Source organism: Streptomyces sp. NPDC002104, from assembly GCF_053593795.1.
On the sequence record NZ_JBSFDF010000028.1, the window covers coordinates 37,516 to 60,828 of the forward strand.

At 71.9% G+C, this 23,313-nt stretch carries 20 protein-coding genes and 1 riboswitch; of the genes, 17 read left to right on the forward strand and 3 right to left on the reverse strand.

From position 1 onward, the window contains the following. Positions 1-17: 17 nt before the first annotated feature. The gene (gene gcvT / locus ACWCP2_RS23035; protein WP_450910448.1) at positions 18-1,133 is read right to left on the reverse strand and encodes a glycine cleavage system aminomethyltransferase GcvT; all 1,116 of its coding nucleotides are present in this window, start codon (positions 1,131-1,133) and stop codon (positions 18-20) included. A 183-nt stretch (positions 1,134-1,316) separates the two neighbouring features. Next, positions 1,317-1,420, reverse strand: a riboswitch (glycine riboswitch). A gap of 218 nt (positions 1,421-1,638) precedes the next feature. On the opposite strand from gcvT, the gene ACWCP2_RS23040 reads away from it, so the two are divergent. From ACWCP2_RS23040 to ACWCP2_RS23090, 11 genes are all read left to right on the forward strand, one after another. Then, the gene (locus ACWCP2_RS23040) at positions 1,639-2,322 is read left to right on the forward strand and encodes an AAA family ATPase (protein ID WP_450910449.1); all 684 of its coding nucleotides are present in this window, start codon (positions 1,639-1,641) and stop codon (positions 2,320-2,322) included. Between the two features lie 174 nt (positions 2,323-2,496). Further along, positions 2,497-3,207, forward strand: coding sequence for an enhanced serine sensitivity protein SseB (locus ACWCP2_RS23045; RefSeq protein ID WP_450910450.1), 711 nt, complete (start codon positions 2,497-2,499; stop codon positions 3,205-3,207). Between the two features lie 67 nt (positions 3,208-3,274). After that, positions 3,275-4,015, forward strand: a complete 741-nt coding sequence (locus tag ACWCP2_RS23050) for an enhanced serine sensitivity protein SseB C-terminal domain-containing protein (protein WP_450910451.1) — start codon at positions 3,275-3,277, stop codon at positions 4,013-4,015. A gap of 494 nt (positions 4,016-4,509) precedes the next feature. Next, complete coding sequence (locus ACWCP2_RS23055; RefSeq protein WP_450910452.1) at positions 4,510-5,505, forward strand: ABC transporter permease; 996 nt, start codon at positions 4,510-4,512, stop codon at positions 5,503-5,505. Positions 5,506-5,607: 102 nt separating this feature from the next. Then, positions 5,608-7,386, forward strand: a complete 1,779-nt coding sequence (locus tag ACWCP2_RS23060; protein ID WP_450910453.1) for an ABC transporter substrate-binding protein — start codon at positions 5,608-5,610, stop codon at positions 7,384-7,386. A 126-nt stretch (positions 7,387-7,512) separates the two neighbouring features. Further along, the gene (locus ACWCP2_RS23065) at positions 7,513-8,511 is read left to right on the forward strand and encodes an ABC transporter permease (RefSeq protein WP_327304419.1); all 999 of its coding nucleotides are present in this window, start codon (positions 7,513-7,515) and stop codon (positions 8,509-8,511) included. Next, entirely contained in the window at positions 8,508-9,629 is a 1,122-nt protein-coding gene (locus tag ACWCP2_RS23070; protein ID WP_450910454.1) for an ABC transporter ATP-binding protein, read from the forward strand. Before ACWCP2_RS23065 ends, ACWCP2_RS23070 begins: the two co-directional genes overlap by 4 nt. Before the next feature lie 5 nt (positions 9,630-9,634). Then, positions 9,635-10,753 carry an ABC transporter ATP-binding protein gene (locus tag ACWCP2_RS23075; RefSeq protein ID WP_450910455.1) on the forward strand — a complete coding sequence of 373 codons (1,119 nt, stop codon included), beginning with the start codon at positions 9,635-9,637 and terminating at the stop codon, positions 10,751-10,753. Positions 10,754-11,108: 355 nt separating this feature from the next. After that, positions 11,109-11,765, forward strand: a complete 657-nt coding sequence (locus ACWCP2_RS23080; protein ID WP_450910456.1) for a trimeric intracellular cation channel family protein — start codon at positions 11,109-11,111, stop codon at positions 11,763-11,765. Between the two features lie 57 nt (positions 11,766-11,822). Next, positions 11,823-12,686, forward strand: coding sequence for a thioesterase family protein (locus tag ACWCP2_RS23085; RefSeq protein ID WP_450910457.1), 864 nt, complete (start codon positions 11,823-11,825; stop codon positions 12,684-12,686). A 491-nt stretch (positions 12,687-13,177) separates the two neighbouring features. Beyond that, a complete protein-coding gene (locus ACWCP2_RS23090; protein WP_450910458.1) occupies positions 13,178-14,341 on the forward strand; it encodes a cysteine desulfurase family protein in 1,164 nt (387 codons plus the stop codon). 20 nt (positions 14,342-14,361) lie between these two features. Here the strand turns inward: ACWCP2_RS23090 and ACWCP2_RS23095 are convergent, their stop codons facing one another. Next, entirely contained in the window at positions 14,362-15,045 is a 684-nt protein-coding gene (locus ACWCP2_RS23095) for an N-acetylmuramoyl-L-alanine amidase (RefSeq protein ID WP_450910459.1), read from the reverse strand. A gap of 69 nt (positions 15,046-15,114) precedes the next feature. On the opposite strand from ACWCP2_RS23095, the gene mnmA reads away from it, so the two are divergent. After that, positions 15,115-16,260 carry a tRNA 2-thiouridine(34) synthase MnmA gene (gene mnmA / locus ACWCP2_RS23100; RefSeq protein ID WP_450910460.1) on the forward strand — a complete coding sequence of 382 codons (1,146 nt, stop codon included), beginning with the start codon at positions 15,115-15,117 and terminating at the stop codon, positions 16,258-16,260. A gap of 27 nt (positions 16,261-16,287) precedes the next feature. Here mnmA and ACWCP2_RS23105 read toward each other — a convergent pair whose 3' ends face one another. Beyond that, positions 16,288-17,211 carry an NADP-dependent oxidoreductase gene (locus ACWCP2_RS23105; RefSeq protein WP_450910461.1) on the reverse strand — a complete coding sequence of 308 codons (924 nt, stop codon included), beginning with the start codon at positions 17,209-17,211 and terminating at the stop codon, positions 16,288-16,290. A gap of 126 nt (positions 17,212-17,337) precedes the next feature. On the opposite strand from ACWCP2_RS23105, the gene ACWCP2_RS23110 reads away from it, so the two are divergent. From ACWCP2_RS23110 to ligA, 5 genes are all read left to right on the forward strand, one after another. Further along, complete coding sequence (locus ACWCP2_RS23110) at positions 17,338-18,318, forward strand: GlxA family transcriptional regulator (protein ID WP_450910462.1); 981 nt, start codon at positions 17,338-17,340, stop codon at positions 18,316-18,318. A gap of 157 nt (positions 18,319-18,475) precedes the next feature. Beyond that, positions 18,476-18,820, forward strand: a complete 345-nt coding sequence (locus tag ACWCP2_RS23115; RefSeq protein ID WP_450910463.1) for a DUF1330 domain-containing protein — start codon at positions 18,476-18,478, stop codon at positions 18,818-18,820. Positions 18,821-18,923: 103 nt separating this feature from the next. Next, on the forward strand, positions 18,924-19,613 hold the full coding sequence (locus tag ACWCP2_RS23120; protein ID WP_450910464.1) for an SDR family oxidoreductase: 690 nt from the start codon (positions 18,924-18,926) through the stop codon (positions 19,611-19,613). Beyond that, positions 19,610-20,605, forward strand: a complete 996-nt coding sequence (locus tag ACWCP2_RS23125; RefSeq protein ID WP_450910465.1) for a methionine synthase — start codon at positions 19,610-19,612, stop codon at positions 20,603-20,605. The genes ACWCP2_RS23120 and ACWCP2_RS23125 overlap by 4 nt, the downstream gene beginning before the upstream one ends. A gap of 31 nt (positions 20,606-20,636) precedes the next feature. Further along, the gene (gene ligA, locus ACWCP2_RS23130; RefSeq protein ID WP_450910466.1) at positions 20,637-22,847 is read left to right on the forward strand and encodes an NAD-dependent DNA ligase LigA; all 2,211 of its coding nucleotides are present in this window, start codon (positions 20,637-20,639) and stop codon (positions 22,845-22,847) included. Positions 22,848-23,313: the final 466 nt, after the last annotated feature.

Below are 23,313 nucleotides of genomic sequence, written 5' to 3' on the forward strand. Positions count from 1 at the left end.
ACGAGTGCGGTACGGGGCTACTTCTGCCGCTTGTAGAACGGCAGGGCCACGACCTCGTACGCCTCATGCGTACCGCGAATGTCCACGCCGACGCCGGAGGTGCCGGGCGCGGCGTGCGCCGCGTCGACGTAGGCCATCGCGATCGGCTTGCCCAGCGTCGGTGACGGGGCGCCCGAGGTGACCTCGCCGACGACCTGGCCGTCGAAGGTCACGGCGAAGCCGGCGCGCGGAACGCGGCGGCCCTCGGCGATCAGGCCGACCAGCTTGCGCGGCGCCTTGGAGGCGGCGCGCTCGGCGGCGGCCTCCAGGGCGGCGCGGCCGACGAAGTCGCCCTCCTTCTCGAACTTCACGACCCGGCCCAGACCCGCGTCGAACGGGGTGAGGGAGGTGGTCAGCTCGTGCCCGTACAGCGGCATGCCCGCTTCCAGGCGCAGGGTGTCGCGGCAGGACAGGCCGGCCGGGACCAGGCCGACGCCCTCGCCCGCCTTGGTCAGCGCCTGCCACAGCTCCACGGCGTGCTCGGGCGAGACGAACAGCTCGAAGCCGTCCTCACCGGTGTAGCCGGTACGCGCGATCAGCGCGGGCACCCCGGCGACCGTGCCGGGCAGGCCGGCGTAGTACTTCAGCCCGTCCAGGTCGGCGTCGGTGAGGGAGGCGAGGATGCCGGGGGACTGCGGACCCTGCACCGCGAGCAGCGCGTACGCGTCGCGGTCGTCGCGGACCTCGGCGTCGAAGCCGGCGGCGCGCTCGGTGATCGCGTCCAGGACCACCTGCGCGTTGGAGGCGTTCGCGACGACCATGAACTCGGTCTCGCCCAGGCGGTAGACGATCAGGTCGTCGAGGATCCCGCCGTCCTCCTGGCAGATGTGCGTGTAGCGGGCACGGCCGACGCCGACGGTGGAGATGTTGCCGACCAGCGCGTAGTCCAGGACCTTGACGGCCTCCGGGCCGGTCAGGGTGATCTCGCCCATGTGGGAGAGGTCGAAGAGTCCGGCGCTGGTGCGGACGGCGTTGTGCTCGTCGCGCTCGCTCCCGTACCGCAGGGGCATGTCCCAGCCCGCGAAATCGGTCATGGTCGCACCGAGGGAACGGTGCAGCGCATCGAGGGCGGTCAGGCGGGGGGCAGTGCTCATGGGTGTGGCTCCCGGGTCCCAGGGCATGACATGACGAGGAGGAGTTCCTCCCCATCTGTCATCGGAACCTGAGAGGTTCGCCGAGAGTTCCCCGCTTCCAGGGGAGGCCATCGACTTGCACCTTGGGTGGAACCGTCGCCGGGGCCCTCAGGGGCGCCTGCGCGGCTCGCTTTTCAGATCTGCCTCATCCACGCGGTACGGGGCCTGAGAGATTCAAGGGAGGTACTTGCTCCTTCGGCGCCCGGGCACCGCCTTGCGGCGTGCCGGGACTCTCCCGCGCGGATTCAAGCGGCCGGTATGCAGTTAGGTGTCCAGATGGCGCACATCATTGCACGAGGTGCGGCCGAATGGGGGAGGGGGGCGGCAGGTGGGGCGGACCGGGAGCGGGCGGGGAACGGAGCCGGAGCGGGCCCGGAGCGGAACCGGGGGCCCCGGATTACCGTCTCTTTACACTCAGGGGGAACGGGTCCGGGCGGCCCGGGGCGGGGGAGGGGAGGCGAGCACTGTGCGGAGATTCGGAGTACTGGCGGCGACGGGCACCGCGGCCGTCGAGGACGCGGTGGCCGGCGTGCCGCCGCAGCGCGGGGCCGTACGGGATCCGGCGGCGGGGACGCCGGCGGAGCCCGGGGCGGTACGGGACCTGCGCGGGGCCGAGGGCCCCCGGCGGCTCCGGTTCGCCGCGGGGGACGTCGTGGTGGTCTCCGGACTGCCCGGCGGCGGCAAGAGCACCCTGATCAAGCGGGCCGCGGAGGGCGGCGGCATCGACTCCCAGGACGCCCGCGAGCGGTGGGAGCGCCGGATGCCGGCCGCCCTGCCCTACGCGGTGTACCGGCCCGCGGTCCGGATCGCCCACTACTGGGGCCTGTGGCGGGTGCTGCGCTCCGGGGCCCCGGCCGTCGTCCACGACTGCGGTACGCAGAGCTGGGTCCGGGCGCTGCTGGCCTCCGCGGCCCGGCGGCGCGGCCGCGTGCTGCACCTGGTGCTGCTGGACACCACCCCCGAGGAGGCCCGGGCCGGGCAGGCCGCGCGGGGCCGGGGGGTGTCGGCGTACGCCTTCGCCCGGCACCGCGGCGCCGTGGCCCGGCTGCTGCGCGAGGCCGAGGCGGGCCGCCCGCCGGCCGGCTGCGCGTCGGTGACCCTGCTGGACCGCCCGGCGGCGTCGCGGCTGACGTCGATCGGCTTCCGCTAGCGGCGCGGTTCGTACGGGCACGCGGGGGCGCCGTACGAGGAAGCCGTACGAGGAAGGCAGTCCGGGCCGCCGTGCGGGCGGCCCCCGGCGGGGGTGTCGCAGGCGCCCGTTAATCTCGGGACGCTCGGGCCGGGAACCCCGGGCCGAGACCAAGGCAAGCGAGTGGAGACGTACATGTGGCCGGGTAACGAGCTGGAGCAGGTGCTCGGGGCGGCGCTCGGACAGGCGGACGCCGGGGGGCGGATCCTGGAGGTCCTCGGGCGGAGCGATCTGTGGATCCCGCTGCCGGGCGGGGTGAACAGCCTGAGCCTGCCCACGATGGACATCGACGGCGCCGCCTACGTGCCCGTCTACAGCTCCGAGGAGCAGTTCCGCGCCTGCGTCGGCCCCGGCATGGACTTCGCCGTCGCCCCCGCCGCGGACTTCGCCCGGGGCCTGCCCCCGCAGCTCGGCGTCGCGGTCAACCCGGAGGGATCCGTCGGCGTGCCGCTGCCCCCGCAGGCCGTCGCCGAACTGTGCCGCACCGGCCGCAGCCCGCTCGACGGGCCGGCCGGCGGTGGCCGGGTCCGGCTCTACGAGCCCGACTGGCAGGAGGACCCGGTCGAGTTCCTGAGCGCCGCCGCGGAGGAGTTCCGCGCCACCGGGGTCGTCGCCTCCGCGCACCGCTGCCTCGCCAGCGTCGAGGGCGGCGCGCCGGAACTCTACGTCGGCGTCCACCTGCTGGGATGGGAGCCCGGGATGCGAAACGCCCCGATGGACGCGCTCGGCCGCGCCCTGACCCGCGTACCGCCGCCCTGGCCGGTGCAGTTGATCCTGCTCGACGCCGCCGACGACCCGGTCGTCGACTTCATCGTCACGCGCGTACGCCCCTTCTACCTGCCGTAGTGACGCTTAAGCTGGTGGCCGACACGCGTGGACGACGGGCGGACGAACAGACGAAGAGGGGTACCGGGTGAGTGCGTCAGGCACGGCCGCGGTCGGGCAGGTCGAGCACATGCTGCGCCAGGTGACTCCCGGGCGCTACGAGAGCTACGAGTCTCTCCTGCACGCCCTGGCCGAGGGACGGCTGTGGATGCTCCTCTGGCAGGGCCGGCCCGGCTCCCCGGAGGCCCAGTACGGCGGCATGGAGGTCGAGGGCCTCGGGTACGCGCCCTGCGTGACCTCCCCGCAGGAACTGGCCGCCAGCGGCTGGAACCGCGGGTACGAGGTGGTCACCGGCCGGGACATCGCCCGCGCCCTCTACCCCGACCGCTGGGGGCTGTGGCTCAATCCGCACGCCCAGGGCGGCGGCGTCGGCCTGCCCTGGGCAGACCTCCGCCGGATCGCCACCGGGCTGGAGCGGATGCCGGCCGGCCCGCTGCGGCTGTCCGAGCCCGCCATCGAGCTGCCGCAGTTCTACGGACTGCTCACGCAGCACGCGCACCGCACGCCCGCCGTCCGCTCGCTGCGCCGCGCCTGGGTGCAGCCCGCGCTGGGGTCCCCGTACCTCGCCGTCGGGCTCGACCTGTACGACGCCTCCGCGCACGCCCTGGAATCGGTGCGGGAAATGATGCGCCAGTCCGTCGGCGCGGTCCCCGAGGGGGTGCCGGTGTGCACGGTCGCGCTGGCGGACGAGCACGACCCGGTGGCGATGTGGCTCCGGGCGCAGACCAGGCCCTTCTACGACCGCGAGGGACAGGCGCCCGCCTACTGAGACATCGGCATTCAGCCACCGAAGGCCGCACGGAACGCCCGTTCCGCGCGGCCTTTGCGTTGTCCTGATTTCGACGCTGATGTACGCCCAATAGGCATGCTCGTAGGCCGAGTTGGGCGCCATGTCCGATTCCGTACCGAACAGGACGTCTTGCTCCGCTCAGGTGACAGCGAAGTCCGGATAACGGGAACTCGACCCTCAGATCACGGTTGCGCATCCATTCACCTGCGGGTCTGGCGGCTGATCGAGCGCCCGATGAAGACTCCCCACCCAAGAGCGGGTGAGTCCTCCAAAGGCGATCCGCTCACGGGAACTTCGCCTGTTGTTTCGCACAGCACCACGCGCATCACCAGCACCAGTACCAGCACCACCCCGTTCCGCGGTTCCGCGGAACGCATCCGTACCTCGCACTCCGAGCGCCACTCCGCACCAACGCCGCCACAGCGGCGGGCATGGGCCGGCCCACCCGTCGGCCGAGAGGGGTCCCCACCACGATGACGGCACCACTGCACGACATGAGCGCGGAGACACCCGCACCCGTGTCCGTAGCCGACGTCCCCGCCAAGGCCATCGAAGGCCGCTCGCCCGGCCGCATCGCCTGGATGCGGCTCAAGCGCGACAAGGTCGCGCTGGCCGGCGGTTTCGTCGTGCTCCTGCTGATCCTCGTCGCACTCTTCGCGCCGCTGATCGTCAGCGCGTTCGGCCACCCCCCGGAGGAACTGCACGAAGACATGCTGGACCCGCTGCTGGGTCTGCCGGCCGGCAACTACGGCGGCATGAGCGGCGACTTCCTGCTGGGCGTCGAGCCGGTCAACGGCCGCGACGTCTTCAGCCGCATCGTCTACGGCGCCCGCATCTCGCTGCTGGTGGCCTTCCTGTCCGCCTTCGTGGCGGTCTCGCTGGGCACCTTCTTCGGCATCGTCGCCGGCTACTTCGGCGGCTGGGTCGACGCGGCCATCAGCCGCGTCATGGACCTGCTGCTCGCCTTCCCGCAGCTGCTCTTCATCATCGCGCTGGTCTCGGTCGTCCCGGCCAAGCTCTGGGGCTTCGAGGGATCGGGGCTGCGGATCGCCGTACTGGTCCTGGTGATCGGCTTCTTCGGCTGGCCCTACATCGGCCGCATCGTCCGCGGACAGACCCTCTCGCTGCGCGAACGCGAGTACGTCGAAGCCGCGCGGAGCCTGGGCGCGGGCCGGATGTACATCCTCTTCCGCGAGCTGCTCCCGAACCTGGTCGCGCCGATCACCGTCTACGCGACGCTGATGATCCCCACCAACGTGCTGACCGAGGCCGCGCTCAGCTTCCTGGGCGTCGGCGTCAAGCCGCCCACGCCGTCCTGGGGCGAGACCCTCTCGACGGCCGTGCGGACCTACGAGGACGATCCGCTCTTCATGATCTTCCCCGGCACGGCGATCTTCATCACCGTGCTGGCCTTCAACCTCTTCGGCGACGGCGTCCGCGATGCCCTCGACCCGAAGGGCTCCCGTTAGCCGTCCCCGCAGGTCATCCCGCAGGGCACCCGCAGGCCAGAACCGCAGGGCACACCGGAACCCGGCTTCGAACCGGAATCACAACGGAGGGTTGCGAGCATCGTGACTACCCATCGCATGTCCAAGCGCAGGCTCGTCGCCGGCACGGCCGTCGTGCTCGCGACGATGCTGTCCGCGACCGCCTGTGGCGGAGACGACGGCAAGAAGGACGAGGGCAAGCCGGCCGCCTCGGGCGGCTTCAACGCCGCCATAGGCAAGGTCGCCAACGCTTCCACGAAGAAGGGCGGCGAGCTGAAGTTCGTCGGTACCCAGGAAGCCGACTCGTGGGACCCGCAGCGCGGCTACTACGGCTTCATGTGGGACTTCTCCCGCTACTACGCCCGCCAGCTCGTCAGCTTCAAGGCGGAGCCGGGCACCAAGAGCACCGAGCTCGTCCCGGACCTGGCCACCGCCAACGCGGAGATCAGCGATGGCGGCAAGACCTACAAGTACACCCTCAAGGACAACGTGACCTGGGAGGACGGCACCCCCGTCACCGCCCAGGACGTGAAGTACGGCATCGAGCGCACCTGGGCCCAGGACGTCATCTCCGGCGGCCCGGTCTACCTGATGCAGGTCCTCGACCCGAAGACCGAGTACAAGGGCCCGTACAAGGACACCAGCCCGGACAAGCTCGGCCTCAAGCAGATCGAGACCCCGGACGCGAAGACCATCATCTTCAAGCTCCCCGCGCCCAACGGTGACTTCGAGCAGATGCTGGCCATGCCGGCCGCCAGCCCGGTCAAGCAGGACAAGGACACTGCGGCCAAGTACGGCCTCAAGCCCTTCTCCAACGGCCCGTACAAGATCGACTCGTACGAGCCCAACAAGAGCATGAAGCTCTCGCGCAACACGAACTGGAAGCCCGAGTCGGACACGATCCGCAAGGCGCTCCCGGACTCCATCTCGGTCACGTTCATGGCGAACGCGGACGACATGGACAAGCGCCTGATGAACGGCGAGTTCGATCTGGACATCAACGCGACCGGCATCGGCCAGGCGGCCCGCGCCACCGCGCTGAAGGACCACAAGGACAACCTGGACAACGGCCAGACCGGCTTCATCCGGTACGCCGTCATGCCGCAGACCGTCGCGCCGTTCGACAACATCGAGTGCCGCAAGGCCGTCATCTACGCGGCCGACCACAAGTCCCTGCAGACCGCCCGCGGCGGCCCGCAGGCCGGTGGCGACATCGCCCCCAACATGCTCCCGCTCGGCATCAAGGGCTCCGACGGCAAGTACGACCCGTACGGCGTGCTGACGAACGACGGCAAGCCGGACGTCGAGAAGGCCAAGGCCGCGCTGAAGGCCTGTGGCAAGGAGACCGGCTTCAAGACGACCATCGCGGTCCGCAACAACAAGCCGGTCGAGGTCGCCACGGCCGTCTCCCTGCAGAACGCCCTGAAGCAGGTCGGCATCGAGGCCGACGTCGACCAGTTCGACGGCGCCCAGACCTCCGGCATCATCGGTTCGCCGAAGGTGGTCAAGGAGAAGGGCTACGGCATCATCATCATGGGCTGGGGCGCCGACTTCCCGACCGGTCAGGGCTTCTCCCAGCCGCTGGTCGACGGCCGCTTCATCCTGCAGAGCGGCAACAACAACTTCTCCGAGCTCAACGACCCGGCGATCAACAAGCTGTTCGACGACGCCATCGCTGAGACGGACCCGGCCAAGGCCGGCGACATCTACAAGCAGATGAACCAGAAGGTCTCCGAGGCCGCGGTCTACCTGCCCTTCGTCTACGACAAGACGATCTCGTGGCGCAGCAGCCGTCTGACCAACGTCTACACCTCCGACGCGTACAACGGCCGCTACGACTACGCCTCGCTCGGCGTCCAGTAGACAAACCGTCCGTTTCAGTTCCAGTGCCACACCCGCTAGGCACGAAGGGCAGGTGATGGCCGCGGCGGCGGCTCGGGGACGCTCTCCAGAAGAGGGCGTTCCCGGGCCGCGGTCAGGCCGAGCGCAGTGCTTGCATATCTCATCCGGCGGATCTTCGCCGTCATCGTCATGCTGTTGGTCATCACGCTGGTGACCTTCGGAATCTTCTTCCTCTTCCCGAAGATGATCGGGACGGACCCGGCCCTGTACTTCGTCGGCAAGCAGTCCGACCCCGCCGCCATCGAGGGCATCCGGCAGAAGATGGGTCTCGCCGACCCGATCCTCGTCCAGTTCGGCAAGTTCGTCGTCGGGCTGGTGGCGGGTCGTACGTACGCCAACGGCAACGACGTCACGCACTGCGCCGCGCCCTGCTTCGGATACTCCTTCAAGAGCGAGCAGGAGGTGTGGCCGCTGCTGACCGACTGGCTGCCCGTCACCCTCTCGCTCGCCGCCGGTGCCGTCGTGCTCTGGGTGATCGGCGGTGTCGCCGCCGGCGTCATCTCCGCCCTCAAGCGCGGTACGGTCCTGGACCGTTCGGCGATGGGCCTCGCCCTCGCCGGCGTCTCCCTCCCCATCTACTTCACCGGCATGCTGGCCATCGCCCTCTTCTCCGACCAGCTCGGCTGGTTCGGACGGCCGGAGAAGACCTTCGCCGAGGATCCGGGAACCTGGTTCAACGGCATGGTCCTGCCGTGGATCTCGCTCGCCTTCCTCTACGCGGCGATGTACGCGCGGCTCACCCGCGCGACCATGCTGGAAGTGCTCAACGAGGACTACATCCGCACCGCGCGCGCCAAGGGGCTGACGGAACCCGTCGTCATCGGCAAGCACGCGATGCGCTCGACCATGACGCCGATCCTGACCGTCCTGGGCCTCGACCTGGGCGCGCTGATGGGCGGCGCGGTCCTCACCGAGTACACCTTCTCGCTGCACGGACTCGGCTACAGCGCCGTCCGTGCCATCAGCGAGCACGATCTGCCGGTCATTCTCGGCATCACCCTGATCTCCGCCTTCTTCGTCGTCGCGGCCAACCTCGTCGTCGACCTCCTGTACGCGGTGATCGACCCCCGAGTGAGGCTGTCATGACCGATTCGACGACGCCCGCCGTGACGGGCGCACTGAACGAGCCCGTCGCCGCCGGCGCCCCCGGCACCGCGTTCCTCGACGTACGCGACCTCAAGGTCCACTTCCCCACGGAAGACGGCCTGGTCAAGTCCGTGGACGGGCTCTCCTTCACGCTGGAGAAGGGCAAGACCCTCGGCATCGTCGGCGAGTCGGGCTCCGGCAAGTCGGTGACCTCGCTGGGCATCATGGGCCTGCACCGGGTGGGCCAGTACGGCCGCCAGCGGGCCCGGATCTCCGGCGAGATCTGGCTCGACGGCAAGGAGCTCCTCTCCAGCCCCGAGGAGGAGGTGCGCAAGCTGCGCGGCCGGGAGATCGCGATGATCTTCCAGGACCCGCTGTCGGCGATGCACCCCTACTTCACCGTGGGCAAGCAGATCTCCGAGGCCTACCGGGTCCACAACAAGGCCGACAAGAAGGCCGCCCGCAAGCGGGCGATCGAGCTCCTCGACCGCGTGGGCATCCCCGAGCCGCACAAGCGGGTCGACAGCTACCCGCACGAGTTCTCCGGCGGCATGCGCCAGCGCGCGATGATCGCGATGGCGCTGGTCAACAACCCCGAACTGCTCATCGCGGACGAGCCGACGACGGCCCTGGACGTCACCGTCCAGGCGCAGATCCTCGACCTGATCCGGGACCTGCAGAAGGAGTTCGGCTCCGCGGTCATCATGATCACGCACGACCTCGGCGTCGTCGCCGAGATGGCCGACGACCTCCTCGTGATGTACGGCGGCCGGTGCGTGGAGCGGGGCAGCGCGGAGAAGGTGTTCTACGAACCCCGGCACCCCTACACCTGGGGCCTGCTCGGCTCGATGCCGCGCATCGACCGGGAGCAGACCGAGCGCCTCATCCCGGTCAAGGGTTCGCCGCCCAGCCTCATCAACATCCCGAGCGGCTGCGCCTTCAACCCCCGGTGCCCGTACGCCGACCTGCCCAAGGGCGAGGTCACGCGGACCGTACGGCCCGAGCTGTCCCTGGTCGACACCGCCGCGGAGGGCGCGGGCCGGCACTGGGCCGCCTGTCACCTCTCCCCGGAGCAGCGGGACCGGATCTGGACCGAAGAGATTGCGCCGAAGCTGTGAGCGACATGACTGTGCCCCATGACAGTGGGAACGAGAAGGCCGGGACCGTCACCGTCCCGGCCCAGGCGGTGGCCTCCCCGGAGCCGCTGCTGCGGGTGAGCGGACTGGTCAAGCACTTCCCCATCTCCAAGGGGCTGCTGCGCCGCCAGGTCGGGGCCGTGAAGGCCGTCGACGGCATCGACTTCGAGGTCCACCCCGGCGAGACCCTCGGCATCGTCGGCGAGTCCGGCTGCGGAAAGTCGACCATGGGCCGGCTGATCACCCGGCTGCTCGAACCGACCGGCGGCAAGATCGAGTTCGAGGGCAAGGACATCACGCACCTGAGCGTGTCCGGCATGCGCCCGATGCGCCGCGACGTGCAGATGATCTTCCAGGACCCGTACGGCTCGCTGAATCCGCGCCACACGGTGGGCACCATCGTCGGCGCCCCGTTCAAGCTGCAGGGCGTCGAGCCCGAGGGCGGCCTCAAGGCGGAGGTCCAGCGGCTCCTGTCCCTGGTGGGCCTCAACCCGGAGCACTACAACCGCTACCCGCACGAGTTCTCCGGCGGTCAGCGCCAGCGCATCGGCATCGCCCGCGCCCTGGCCCTGAAGCCGAAGCTCGTGGTCGCCGACGAGCCGGTCTCGGCCCTGGACGTCTCCATCCAGGCCCAGGTGGTCAACCTGCTGGACGACCTCCAGGAGGAGCTCGGCCTCACGTACGTGATCATCGCCCACGACCTGTCGGTCATCCGGCACGTCTCGGACCGCATCGCGGTCATGTACCTGGGCAAGATCGTCGAACTGGCCGACAACAAGTCCCTGTACACGGCGCCCATGCACCCGTACACCACGGCCCTGATGTCGGCGGTCCCGGTACCGGACCCGCGCCGGCGCGGAGCGAAGAGCGGCCGCATCCTGCTCAAGGGCGACGTCCCCTCGCCGATCTCCCCGCCCTCCGGCTGCCGCTTCCACACCCGGTGCTGGAAGGCGACCCAGGTCTGCACCACGCAGGAGCCCCCGCTCCTCGCGCTGAAGACCGGCCACCAGGTGGCCTGCCACCACCCGGAGAACGCCCCCGACCAGGCCCCGGGCGACCCGGCCCTGCCGGGCGCGGCGGAGACCGTGGCGAAGCCGACGGACTGAGGGACGCCGGACCGAGCGCACTGACAGACGCCGGTGGGGTGGTATCCGCCCCGCCGGCACCCGTCGGCCGGCGCCGGCCGACGGCGCGCGGCGCCGCGAGGCGGCCGTGCCGGCCGGCTGCCCCGGGCGGCGCGAGGCGGTCGTGCGGCTCCTGCCGGCCGACTGCTCGCGGCCCCGCCGGCGTGTGAGGCGCGGGGGTTCGGGGGCGGAGCCCCTGACGGCGCCGCCGCACCCGGCCGCGGTCCGGGGCCCCACCGGGTGCGGCCCCGGCCCGGCAGGGCCGTGCCGCCCCTTCGGAGCCGTGGCCGCGCCACACACGTTCGAGCACGCCGCAGGCGACCGGCAGAATGACCCCGTGCTCCACGATCTCTTCCCGCCCGGAGTCCAGCACGGTCTGGACCTCGCGGGCATCTTCGTCTTCGCCACGGCCGGCGCCCTGCTCGCCGTACGCAAGAACTTCGACGTCTTCGGCATCGTCGTCCTCGCCCTCGTCACCGCCCTCGGCGGCGGCCTGTTCCGCGACATCGTCATCGGCGCCACCCCGGCCGCCGCCTTCAGCGACCTCGGGTTCTTCGTCACGCCGCTGATCGCCGCCGCGCTCGTCTTCTTCCTGCACCCCGAGGTCCAGCGCATCAACCGCGCGATCAACGTCTTCGACGCGGCCGGGCTCGGACTGTTCTGCGTGACGGGCACGACCAAGGCCTACGAGTACGGCCTGGGCCTCACCGCCTCCGCCGCGCTCGGCGTGGCCACCGCCGTCGGCGGCGGCGTCCTGCGCGACGTCCTCGTCAACGAGGTGCCCTCGCTGCTGCGCGACCGCGAGATGTACGCCGTGCCGGCGCTCGTCGGCGCCTCGATGGTGGCGCTCTTCATCAGCTTCGACAACCTGAACGCCGTCACGACGGCGCTGGCGATCGTCACCACCTTCGTCCTGCGGCTGCTGGCCATGCGCTACCACCTGCGCGCGCCCCTCGCCTGGAACCGCCGCTCGTCGGTGGCGGAGGAGCCGTAGCGGCCGCCACACCAGGCAAAGCTACCGCTCAGTAGGGTCCCGGTGTACGGTCGTTCCATGTCACACGCAGCTGCCAAGGCCTCCATCGGCGACAGCGAGTTCGACCGCGACACCACCGTCACCGCCCGTGCGGGCGAGCCCGGTGTGTACGACGCGGACCTCTCCGCCGGGTGGACGATCATCACCGCCGTCAACGGCGGATACCTGCTGGCCCTCGTCGGCCGCGCCCTGTCGTCGGCCCTGCCGCACCCGGACCCCTTCACGGTGTCCGCGCACTACCTGACCTCCTCGGTCCCCGGCCCCGCCGTGATCCGCACCGAGGTCGTACGGGTCGGCCGCACGCTCTCCACCGGACAGGCCTCCCTCTTCCAGTTCGACGAGAACGGCGCCGAGATCGAGCGGATCCGCGTCCTGGCCTCCTACGGGGACCTCGCCGCGCTCCCGGACTCCGTCCACACCACGGCCCTCCCGCCCGCCATCCCGGCCTACGAGCACTGCCTCGGCCCCGAAGCCGGCCCGGCCCCGATCCCCGGCAGCTCCGCGATCGTGGACCGGCTCCGGCTCCGCCTGGACCCGGCGACGGCCGGCTGGGCCGTCGGGCAGCCCTCGGGCAAGGGGGAGATGCGCGCCTGGTTCGAGCTCGCGGACGGGCGCGACGCGGACCCCTTCTCCCTCCTCCTCGCGGTCGACGCGCTCCCGCCGACCTCCTTCGACCTCGGCCTGCTCGGCTGGACCCCGACGGTGGAACTCACCACCCACATCCGCCACCGTCCGGCGCCCGGTCCGCTCCGGGTGTCGATCACCACGCGGAACCTGGCGGGGGGCTTCCTGGAGGAGGACGCGGAGGTCTGGGACTCGACGGACCGCCTGGTGGCCCAGTCCCGCCAACTGGCGAGCGCTCCGCGGGTGGCGCCTTCCTGACGCGCCGCTCCCCTTCCTGACGCGCCGCTCGCACCGCTGCGCGGGCTTCGTGTCGCTGCGCCGGACTCCGTCCGGCGGTGGCGGGTCGGTGCCGGGGCCACTGGCGGTCCGGCTCGGGGTCGGTGGGCGGGTGCGGGTGGGTGGTCCCTGCGGGGCGGGGTCCCCTACCCGCCCTTCGCCCGTTCCCCGGGGCTGCGCCCCGGACCCCCCTGGGGCTGCGCCCCGGACCCCGCGCCTCAGGCGATCTCAGCACCTCCGGCGTTTGAGGAGCGGGGGTCCGGGGGCTGGCCCCCGGGGACGGCGCCGCACGTGGCGAACGGGGTCCGGGCAGCGCCCGGGGAACGGTGGAAGGGCGGGTAGGGGACCCAGCCCCGCGCAGCGGCGCAGCACCGGCTCCGGGGGCGGAGCCGCAAGGGCTCGGACGGTGTCCGCGAGGCTGCACGGCACCGGCGGGGATCGCGGCGGCGGGGGACTCGTAGAATCGGGGGATCATGGCCTACCTCGACCACGCCGCCACGACCCCGATGCTGCCGGAGGCCGCCGCGGCGATGACCGCGCAGTTCGCCGCCACGGGCAACGCGTCCTCCCTGCACGCCGCCGGCCGCCGCGCCCGCCGCACCGTCGAGGAGGCCCGCGAGGCCCTCGCCGACGCACTCGGGGCCCGTCCGAGCGAGGTGGTCTTCACCGCCGGCGGCACGGAGGCCGACAACCTCGCCGTCAAGGGGCTCTACTGGGCCCGCCGCGACGCCGATCCCGCCCGGACCCGCGTCCTCGCCAGCCCCGTCGAGCACCACGCCGTCCTCGACGCCGTGCACTGGCTCGCCGAGCACGAAGGGGCGCAGGTCGAGTACCTGCCCGTGGACCGCTACGGGCGCGTGCACCCCGAGGCCTTCCGCGAAGCGGTCGAGCGCGGCCCCGACGACATCGCGCTGGCCACCGTCATGTGGGCCAACAACGAGATCGGCACCGTCATGCCGGTCGCCGAACTGGCCGCGGTGGCCCGCGAGTACGGCATCCCGCTGCACTCCGACGCCGTCCAGGCCTTCGGGCAGCTCGACGTCCGCTTCGGCGACAGCGGTCTCGCCGCCATGACCGTGAGCGGCCACAAGGTCGGCGGGCCGTACGGGATCGGCGCGTTGCTGCTCGGCCGCGACCAGAGCCCCGTACCCGTCCTGCACGGCGGCGGCCAGGAGCGGCACGTGCGCTCCGGCACCCTCGACGTCCCGGCCATCGCCGCCTTCGCGGTGGCGGCCGTCCTCGCCGCCGAGCGGCGCGAACGGTTCGCCACCGAGATCGGCGCGCTGCGCGACCGGCTCGTCGCCGCCGTGCTCCACGAGGTCCCCGACGCGGTCCTGGGCGGGGACCCGGACGGCCGGCTGCCCGCCAACGCCCACTTCAGCTTCCCCGGCTGCGAGGGGGACTCCCTGCTGCTCCTGCTCGACGCCCAGGGCATCGAGTGCTCCACCGGCTCCGCCTGCACGGCCGGAGTGGCGCAGCCCAGCCACGTGCTGCTGGCCACCGGCACCGACCCGCGCCTGGCCCGGGGGACCCTGCGCTTCTCCCTCGGCCACACCTCCACCCAGGCCGACGTGGACGCGGTCGCCGCCGCCATCGGCCCGGCCGTGGCCCGCGCCCGCACGGCGGGGCTGAGCTAGCCCCTCAGCCCCTCAGGCCGTCAGGCCGTCTTGGCGGCCGCCGCGCCGGCCTCGTCGACCATGCGGAGGTAGCGGTCCCAGTCCCAGTGGGGGCCCGGGTCCGTGTGGTCGGCTCCCGGTACCTCGGAGTGGCCGAGGAAGTGCTTGCGGTCGGCGGGTATCCCGTACCGCCTGCACACGTCGGCGGCGAGCCGCGCCGAAGCCGCGTACATCGCGTCCGTGAAGTCCTTGGGGCGGTCGATGAAGCCGACGTGCTCGATGCCGATGCTGCGCTCGTTCATGGAGCGGTTGCCCGAGTGGAAGGCGACGTCGAGCTCGCGCACCATCTGCTCGATGTGGCCGTCCTGGCCGACTATGTAGTGCGCCGACGCCCGGTGGAACGGATTCTTGAAGGCGTCCACCGAGGACTTGAAGCCGCCCTGCGTGACATGCACCACGATCCGGTCCACGCGGTAGTCCGCGGGCCGGTCCGCCAGCCGCCAGTTCGCCGGAGAGGCCGCCGTCCAGGAAGCCCCCGCGTGGTCCAGCTCGCCCTCCTTCCGCGGCTTGGACACCCCCGGCACCAGCCACCAGGCCCGCCCGATCTCATCGCGCCCGGCGACCGCCGCGGCCGCCACCACCCCGAGCCCGCCGAACAGCACCGCCCTGCGGGTCCGGCCGGGCCGTTGGCCCGCCGTACCGCCCTTGTCGCCCGTACTCCCCATGTGATCCACCCCCTGCCACCGAGAACGCGCTGTGAGCCCGCGCGGTTCCCCCGTACCCTGGACGGTGCTATGACTCAGAACCTGCCGAGCGTCCCCCGCCCCCTCCGCGTCCTGGCCGCCATGTCCGGCGGTGTGGACTCCGCCGTCGCCGCCGCCCGCGCGGTCGAAGCCGGGCACGACGTGACCGGCGTCCACCTCGCCCTCTCCGCGAACCCGCAGTCCTTCCGGACCGGGGCCCGCGGCTGCTGCACGATCGAGGACTCCCGCGACGCCCGACGCGCCGCCGACGTCATCGGCATCCCGTTCTACGTCTGGGACCTCGCCGAGCGCTTCCGCGAGGACGTCGTCGAGGACTTCATCTCCGAGTACGAGGCCGGGCGCACCCCGAACCCCTGCCTGCGCTGCAACGAGAAGATCAAGTTCGCGGCGCTGCTCGACAAGGCCCTCGCGCTCGGCTTCGACGCCGTCTGCACCGGCCACTACGCCACCGTCGTCCTGAACGAGGACGGCACGCGCGAGCTGCACCGGGCCTCCGACATGGCCAAGGACCAGTCGTACGTCCTCGGCGTCCTCGACGAGAAGCAGCTCGCCCACGCGCTGTTCCCGCTCGGCGACACCCTCACCACCAAGGAAGAGATCCGCGCCGAGGCCGAGGAGCGGGGCCTGGCCGTCGCGAAGAAGCCCGACAGCCACGACATCTGCTTCATCGCCGACGGCGACACCCAGGGCTTCCTGGCGAACCGCCTGGGCAAGGCCGAGGGCGACATCGTCGACGAGGCGACCGGCGAGAAGGTCGGCACCCACGAGGGCGCCTTCGGCTTCACCATCGGCCAGCGCAAGGGCCTGCGGATCGGCCACCCGGCCCCCGACGGCAAGCCGCGCTACGTCCTCGACATCTCCCCGGTGAACAACACCGTCACCGTGGGACCGGTGGAGGCGCTCGACGTCACCGCGCTGACCGCGATCCGCCCCCGCTGGTGCGGTTCCACCGCCGCCGCCCCGGGCACGTACACCGCGCAGCTGCGCGCCCACGGCGGCGAGACCGAGGTCTTCGCGGAGCTGGTGGAGGGCGAACTGCGCGTCCGCTTCGGCGAGCCGGTCCGCGGTGTGGCCCCCGGCCAGGCGATCGTCCTCTACGACGGCACCCGCGTGGTCGGCTCCGCCACCATCGCCACCACCACCCGGGCCACGGCGCCCGCGCCCGTCACGGCCTAGCCGGGCCGCCCCGCCCGGGCCGCCCGGTCAGACCACCGTCAGGACGATCTTGCCGGTGGTGCGGCCCCGCTCGCCGATCTCGTGGGCCTTCGCGGCCTCGGCCAGCGGGAGCACCGTGTCGACCAGCGGCCGCAGCAGGCCCCGGTCGGCCAGGGCGGCGATCTCCCGCAGGCCGCCGAGGTCCGGCTCCACCAGGAGCCAGGCGGCGTGCACGCCCGCCGTGTCGGCCGGGATGCCGTCCGGGCCCGGCAGCGTGACCAGGTGGCCGCCCGGCTTGAGCACCTTCAGCGAGCGTGCGGTGTACTCCCCGCCGACCGCGTCGACCACGATGTCCACGCCGGAGACGGCGTCCTCGAAGTCCGCGGTCCGGTAGTCGATCACCTCGTCGGCGCCGAGCTCGCGCAGCAGCCCGTGCTTGGCCGCGCTGGCGGTGCCGATCACGTACGCGCCGCGTGCCTTGGCGATCTGCACGGCCAGATGGCCGACCCCGCCGGCCGCCGCGTGCACCAGCACCCGCTGTCCGGCCGACACCCCGGCGGTGTCCACCAGTGCCTGCCAGGCGGTCAGGGCCGCCAGCGGCAGGGCCGCCGCCTGGACGTGATCCAGGGAGGCGGGCTTGCGGGCGAAGTGCCGGGCGGGCGCGGTCACGTACTCGGCGTACCCGCCGGCCTGCTCCGGGAAGCGGGGCATCCCGTACACCTCGTCGCCGGCCCGGTACAGGGTCACACCCGGTCCAACGGCCTCGACCGTGCCCGACACGTCCCAGCCGACCATCGGGACGGGCCCCCAGGGAATGAGGGCGCCGCTGGCGCGGGTCTTCCAGTCGACCGGGTTCACCCCGGCCGCGTGGACCCGTACCAGGATCTCGCCCAGGCCCGGCTCCGGCCGGTCCAGCTCGGTCTCGGTCAGTACCTCGGGTCCGCCCCATTGGCTGACGACGATGGCGCGCATGAATGTCTCCCTGGTTGTTCTCGATCTGCTCTCACCTGCCGGTTTCCCCGGCCGATGGCACCAGCTTGGCCGCGCGCGGGCCCGCATGGTGCTGACCGTTTGGCCACCATGTGACAGAATCTGGCCATGCACCGTGTAGCCGTACTCGCCCTCGAAGGCGTCGCCCCGTTCGAGCTCGGCATGCCCTCGCGGGTCTTCGGGAACGCCCGCGGCGAGGGCGGGAGCTTCCTGTACGAGGTCACCGTCTGCACCCCGGACGGCCTGCCCGTGGCCACCGACGCGGGGTTCACCATCGGTGTCGGCGCGGGGCCCGAGGCCCTCGCCGAGGCCGACACCGTGATCATCCCGCCCACCCACTCCCTGCCCGGGCTCCTGCGCGGCGAGCCGCTGCCGCGGGCCCTCGCCGACGCCCTCGCCCGGATCCGCCCCGGCACCCGCATCGTGTCGATCTGCACCGGCTCCGAGGTGCTCGCCGCCGCGGGGCTGCTCGACGGGCGGCCCGCCACCACCCACTGGATCCACGCGCCGGAGTTCCGCCGCGCCTTCCCGCGGGTCGACCTCGACGAGGACGTCCTCTTCGTGGACGACGGCGACATCCTCACCTCGGCCGGCGTCGCCGCCGGCATCGACCTGCTGCTCTACCTGGTCCGCGCCGACCACGGCAGCGCCGTCGCCAACCTCGCCGCGCGGCTGTGCGTGGTCCCGCCGTGGCGCGACGGCGGGCAGGCCCAGTACATCGTGCGGCCCGTCCCCGAACCCACCGTCGCCACCACCACCGCCACCCGGGCCTGGGCCCTGGAGCGCCTCACCGAGCCGATCACCCTGGCCGAGCTCGCCGCCCATGCCCGGATGAGCCTGCGCACCTTCACCCGGCGCTTCCGCGACGAGGTCGGCATGACCCCGGTGCAGTGGCTCACCGGTCAACGCCTGGAGCTGGCACGCCATTTGCTGGAGTCCAGCGACCTCCCCGTCGACCTGGTGGCCCACCGCTCGGGCTTCGGTTCCGCGAACTCGCTGCGCCAGCACATGCGTTCCGCACTCGGCATCTCCCCGATCGCCTACCGGCGCACCTTCCAGCCCAACTCCGCTGCTGTCGCGCACCATTGACGGACAGGGCGGGGGCTTCCGGGCCCGCCCGCCCGCCCGTCCGCCCGTCCGGCCGCCCGCCGATGACCCCGGAGGTAATCGCCTCCGGGGCCGGCGGCGGGCAGGATCGGAACGACAAGCCGATCCCGCACGGAGAAACGGAAAGAGGAGGCCCGGGATGACCGCCTACGCCATCGGCCACATACGCCCCGAGACCATGAACGAGGACGTCCTGCGCTACATCGAGGAGATCCAGTCCACCATGGACCCCTTCGGGGGCCGCTTCCTCGTCCACGGCCGGCAGGTCGAGGTCATGGAGGGCGCCTGGCCCGGCACGGTCGTGCTGATCGGCTTCCCCGACATCGAGCGCGCGCGGGGCTGGTACGCGTCCGAGGCCTATCAGGCGCTGATCCCGCTCCGCGCCGACCACATCGCGGGGGACATCATCCTGGTCGACGGCGTCCCCGCGGACTACGACGCCTCGAAGACGGCGGCCGGCCTGCGCGCGGCGGCGGGGCTCTGACGCCCCTGCGCACCCCGTCGCCCGGCGGGCCGGGGCGGTGCGTGCGGCCCGGGGTGGCGAAACCCGGTGCGGCCGTACCGCGCCGGAATGCGAGCATGACCGTATGGCCACTCACCTCATCACCGGCGCCGGCTCCGGCATCGGCAAAGCCGTCACGGACCGCCTGCACGCCCGCGGCGACGACCTCGTCCTCCTCGCCCGCGACGCCGCCCGCGCCCGGCAGCTCACCGACCGCTACCCGGGATCCACCGCGCTCGTCGGGGACCTCGCCGACCCCGACCGGCTGTCGTGGGCCTTCTCCAAGCAGGCCGTCCCGGAGCGGATCGACTCGCTCCTGCACATCGCCGGCGTCGTGGACCTCGGCCCGGTGGGGGAGCTGCGGCCCAAGACCTGGCACCAGCAGCTCAACGTCAACCTGATCGCCCCCGCCGAGGTCACCCGGCTCCTGCTGCCCACCCTGCGGGCCTCGCACGCCACCATCGTCTTCGTGAACTCCGGCGCCGGGCTCGCCGCCCACGCCGACTGGAGCGCGTACGCCGCCTCCAAGCACGGGCTCAGGGCGCTGGCCGACTCGCTCCGGGCGGAGGAGAAGGAGAACGGCATCCGCGTCACCTCCGTCTACCCCGGCCGCACCGCCACCCCCATGCAGATGAAGGTCCGCTCCCAGGAGGGCGAGTCCTACGACGCCGCCGACTGGATCGACCCCGAGTCCGTCGCGACCACCGTCGTGATGGCCGTCGACCTGCCCCGCGACGCCGTGGTCAGCGACCTCACCGTCAGGCCCGGCCGATGAGCGCGAGCCGCCCCGGCGGAGCCACCGGAGTCGGCTCGCTCCCCGGCGGCGACGCCCGCGAGGCCGCCAAGACCGTCACCGGCTCCTTCGAGGAGTTCCCGTACCTCGCCGAGCTGCCCGCCCGCGGGCCCGGCGCCGACATGATCGGCCGCTCCCTCGGGCTGCTCGTGGACATGTACGCGCACGTCGAGCCCAGCGGCTGGCGGATCAGCGACCGGCCCGGCCGCGACAGCAAGCGGGCCCGCTCCTGGCTCGGCGAGGACCTGGACGCCCTGGAGGAGTTCACCCAGGGGTACCAGGGCCGCCTCAAGGTCCAGGCCGTCGGTCCGTGGACGCTGGCCGCCTCCCTGGAGATGCACGGCGGCGAGTCCATGCTCCAGGACCCGGGGGCCTGCCGTGACCTGGCCGGATCACTCGCGGAAGGCGTCCGCGAGCACCTGGCCGACGTGCGCAGGCGGATCCCCGGCGCCGAGATCGTCCTCCAGTACGACGAGCCCTCGCTGACCGCCGTCCTGCTCGGGCGGGTGCGCTCCGCCAGCGGCTACCGCACGTACCGCGCCGTCGACCGGCAGGTCGTCGAAGGGACCCTGCGCGAGATGTTCGCCGTCCACGACGGGGAGGTGATCGTCCACTCCTGCGCACCCGAGGTTCCCTTCGGCCTGCTGCGGCGCGCCGGGGCTTCGGGCGTGTCGTTCGATTTCTCCTTGCTCACCGAGCGCGAGGATGACGCCATCGGGGAAGCCGTCGAAGCCGGTACGAAACTCTTCGCCGGAGTGGTGCCCGGGACGGACGGCCCGTTGTCGGACCCGGGCGGTAGCGTCATGGGTGTCAGGAAGCTCTGGCGCAGGCTGGGGCTGACCCCGGGGACTCTGGCGGAGTCCGTCGTGGTCACCCCCTCGTGCGGTCTGGCGGGCGCTTCGCCCGGCTACGCGCGGGCGGTTCAGGCGCACTGCGTCAGGGCGGCGAGGTCGCTCGCCGACAACCCTGAGTGATGGATCGAGACGGGTCACGGGAGGACACGGCATGGCAGCCGAACAGAAGCAGGGCAGCGAATCGGCCGTACCGGCGGAACTGCGCGAGCAGCACGCGCTGATCTCCGAGCAGGTCGAGGAGCACCGCTTCCGGTACTACGTGAACGACCAGCCGGTCGTCAGCGACGCCGAGTTCGACAAGCTGCTGCGCTCGCTGGAGGCGCTGGAGGAGCAGTACCCGGAGCTGCGCACGCCCGATTCGCCCACCCAGAAAGTGGCCGGGGCGTACGAGACGGACTTCGCCTCCGTGGAGCACCGCGAGCGGATGCTCTCCCTCGACAACGCCTTCGACGACGAGGAACTGGCGGCCTGGGCCGAGCGCGTGGCCCGGGACGCCAACACCTCCGACTACCACTACCTGTGCGAGCTGAAGGTGGACGGCCTCGCCGTCAACCTCACCTACGAGAACGGCCGCCTGACCCGCGCCGCCACCCGCGGCGACGGCCGCACGGGCGAGGACATCACGCCCAACGTCCGCACCATCGCCGACATCCCCGACCGGCTCAAGGGCGAGCGGATCCCCGCCCTGGTCGAGATCCGCGGCGAGGTCTACTTCCCGATGGAGAAGTTCGAGGAGCTCAACAAGCGGCTCGTCGAGGCCGAGGGCAAGCCCTTCGCCAACCCGCGCAACGCGGCGGCCGGTTCGCTGCGCCAGAAGGACCCCAAGGTCACCGCGAGCCGCCCGCTGCACATGGTCGTGCACGGCATCGGCGCCCGCGAGGGCTTCGAGATCGAGAACCAGTCGCAGGCCTACGAGCTGCTCCACGAGTGGGGCCTGCCCACCGCCCAGCACAACAAGGTGGTCTCCACCCTCGCCGAGGTCCGGGAGTTCATCGCGTACTTCGGCGAGAACCGCCACTCGGTGGAGCACGAGATCGACGGGGTCGTCGTCAAGCTCGACGAGATCGCCCTCCAGGGCCGGCTCGGCTCCACCGCGCGCGCCCCGCGCTGGGCCATCGCCTGGAAGTACGCCCCCGAGGAGGTCAACTCCAAGCTGATCGACATCAAGGTCGGCGTGGGCCGCACCGGGCGCGTGACCCCGTACGCCCAGGTGGAGCCGGTGACGGTGGCGGGCTCGGAGGTGGAGTTCGCGACCCTGCACAACCAGGAGGTCGTCAAGGCCAAGGGCGTGCTCATCGGGGACACCGTCGTGCTGCGCAAGGCCGGCGACGTCATCCCCGAGATCCTCGGACCGGTGGTCGACCTGCGGGACGGCAGCGAGCGGGAGTTCGTCATGCCCGCCGAGTGCCCCGCGTGCGGTACGGAGCTGCGCCCCATGAAGGAGGGAGACATCGACGTCCGGTGCCCCAACGCCCGCTCCTGCCCGGCCCAGTTGCGCGAGCGCGTCTTCTACCTGGCCGGACGCCAGAGCCTGGACATCGAGAACTTCGGCATGGTCGCGGCGGCCGCGCTGACCGGCCCGCTGGAGCCCGCGGTCCCGCCGCTGCTCGACGAGGGCGACCTCTTCGACCTGACCATCGAGCAGCTGCTCCCGATCAAGGCCTACGTCCTCGACCCGGACAGCGGTCTGCCCAAGCGGGACCCGAAGACGGGCGAGGAGAAGATCGTCACGGTCTTCGCCAACCAGAAGGGCGAGCCGAAGAAGAACGCCCTGTCGATGCTGGAGAACATCGCCGCGGCCAAGGACCGCCCGCTCGCCCGCATCATCAACGGCCTGTCGATCCGTCACGTCGGACCGGTCGCGGCGGAGGCACTCGCCCGCCAGTTCCGCTCGATCGACGCGATCCGCAGCGCCACCGTGGAGGAACTGACCGCGGCCGAGGGCGTCGGCGCCATCATCGCCGCCTCCCTCCAGGAGTGGTTCGCCGAGCCCTGGCACGAGGAGATCCTGCGCAAGTGGGCCGCGGCCGGAGTCCGGATGGAGGAGGAAGGTTCCGGCGAGGACGAGGGGCCCCGTCCGCTGGAGGGGCTGACGGTGGTGGTCACCGGGACTTTGCAGAGCCACACGCGGGACGGCGCGAAGGAGGCCCTGCAGAGCCGCGGCGCCAAGGTGACCGGATCCGTCTCGAAGAAGACCTCCTTCGTCGTGGTCGGTGACAACCCCGGCTCGAAGTACGACAAGGCCGTGCAGTTGAAGCTGTCCATCCTCGACGACGCCGGATTCGCCGTCCTGCTGGAAGAGGGCCCCGACGCGGCGCGCGAGGCCGCCCTCCCGGTGGACAGCAACGCCGGAGCGGAGTAGCGAAGGCGAACGGATGCGTGGCGTGCGGCCGGACGAGCGGGCGCGCGCCGGGCGCGGCCGGCGGTGGCACCCGGTGGCGCACCGCGGACCGCGGGCCCAAGTCCGGCCGGTACAAGGCTGGTGGCGGGCCCGTGGCCTGTCGGATCATCGGATGGGTGACCGGGGTGCCTGGTCCAAACTCACCCGTTCGGCGGATACCGTACTGATGAGGATGGCTGGGTCGTATTCGGGCAACCGCCGCCGACCGCTGCCCCTGGACGCCCCCCGCGTCCTACTGTTGAGGGGTGCGCCTGTCGTGCACGGCTGCTTGACGCGCTTCCAGCCGTGATGGCATGACATCGGGGCCATCGCGTGGCATCGGCATCGCCGGCTGTGAGAGGGACGGGCATGAAACCCACCGAAAGCGCCGACCCGTCACCAGATTTCGGCGGGGAGTTCCCGTCCCTGCGGACGGGCCGGATCGGTG

What these genes read in the sequence shown, in the direction of transcription:
- ACWCP2_RS23045 (WP_450910450.1), top strand. Translation starts at nt 2,497, where the DNA reads ATGTGGCCGGGTAACGAGCTGGAGCAGGTGCTCGGGGCGGCGCTCGGA.
- ACWCP2_RS23055 (WP_450910452.1), top strand. Translation starts at nt 4,510, where the DNA reads ATGACGGCACCACTGCACGACATGAGCGCGGAGACACCCGCACCCGTG.
- ACWCP2_RS23075 (WP_450910455.1), top strand. Translation starts at nt 9,635, where the DNA reads ATGACTGTGCCCCATGACAGTGGGAACGAGAAGGCCGGGACCGTCACC.
- mnmA (WP_450910460.1), top strand. Translation starts at nt 15,115, where the DNA reads ATGACTCAGAACCTGCCGAGCGTCCCCCGCCCCCTCCGCGTCCTGGCC.
- ACWCP2_RS23090 (WP_450910458.1), top strand. Translation starts at nt 13,178, where the DNA reads ATGGCCTACCTCGACCACGCCGCCACGACCCCGATGCTGCCGGAGGCC.
- ACWCP2_RS23110 (WP_450910462.1), top strand. Translation starts at nt 17,338, where the DNA reads ATGCACCGTGTAGCCGTACTCGCCCTCGAAGGCGTCGCCCCGTTCGAG.
- ACWCP2_RS23070 (WP_450910454.1), top strand. Translation starts at nt 8,508, where the DNA reads ATGACCGATTCGACGACGCCCGCCGTGACGGGCGCACTGAACGAGCCC.
- ACWCP2_RS23095 (WP_450910459.1), bottom strand. Translation starts at nt 15,045, where the DNA reads ATGGGGAGTACGGGCGACAAGGGCGGTACGGCGGGCCAACGGCCCGGC.
- gcvT (WP_450910448.1), bottom strand. Translation starts at nt 1,133, where the DNA reads ATGAGCACTGCCCCCCGCCTGACCGCCCTCGATGCGCTGCACCGTTCC.
- ligA (WP_450910466.1), top strand. Translation starts at nt 20,637, where the DNA reads ATGGCAGCCGAACAGAAGCAGGGCAGCGAATCGGCCGTACCGGCGGAA.
- ACWCP2_RS23125 (WP_450910465.1), top strand. Translation starts at nt 19,610, where the DNA reads ATGAGCGCGAGCCGCCCCGGCGGAGCCACCGGAGTCGGCTCGCTCCCC.
- ACWCP2_RS23085 (WP_450910457.1), top strand. Translation starts at nt 11,823, where the DNA reads ATGTCACACGCAGCTGCCAAGGCCTCCATCGGCGACAGCGAGTTCGAC.
- ACWCP2_RS23105 (WP_450910461.1), bottom strand. Translation starts at nt 17,211, where the DNA reads ATGCGCGCCATCGTCGTCAGCCAATGGGGCGGACCCGAGGTACTGACC.
- ACWCP2_RS23120 (WP_450910464.1), top strand. Translation starts at nt 18,924, where the DNA reads ATGGCCACTCACCTCATCACCGGCGCCGGCTCCGGCATCGGCAAAGCC.
- ACWCP2_RS23115 (WP_450910463.1), top strand. Translation starts at nt 18,476, where the DNA reads ATGACCGCCTACGCCATCGGCCACATACGCCCCGAGACCATGAACGAG.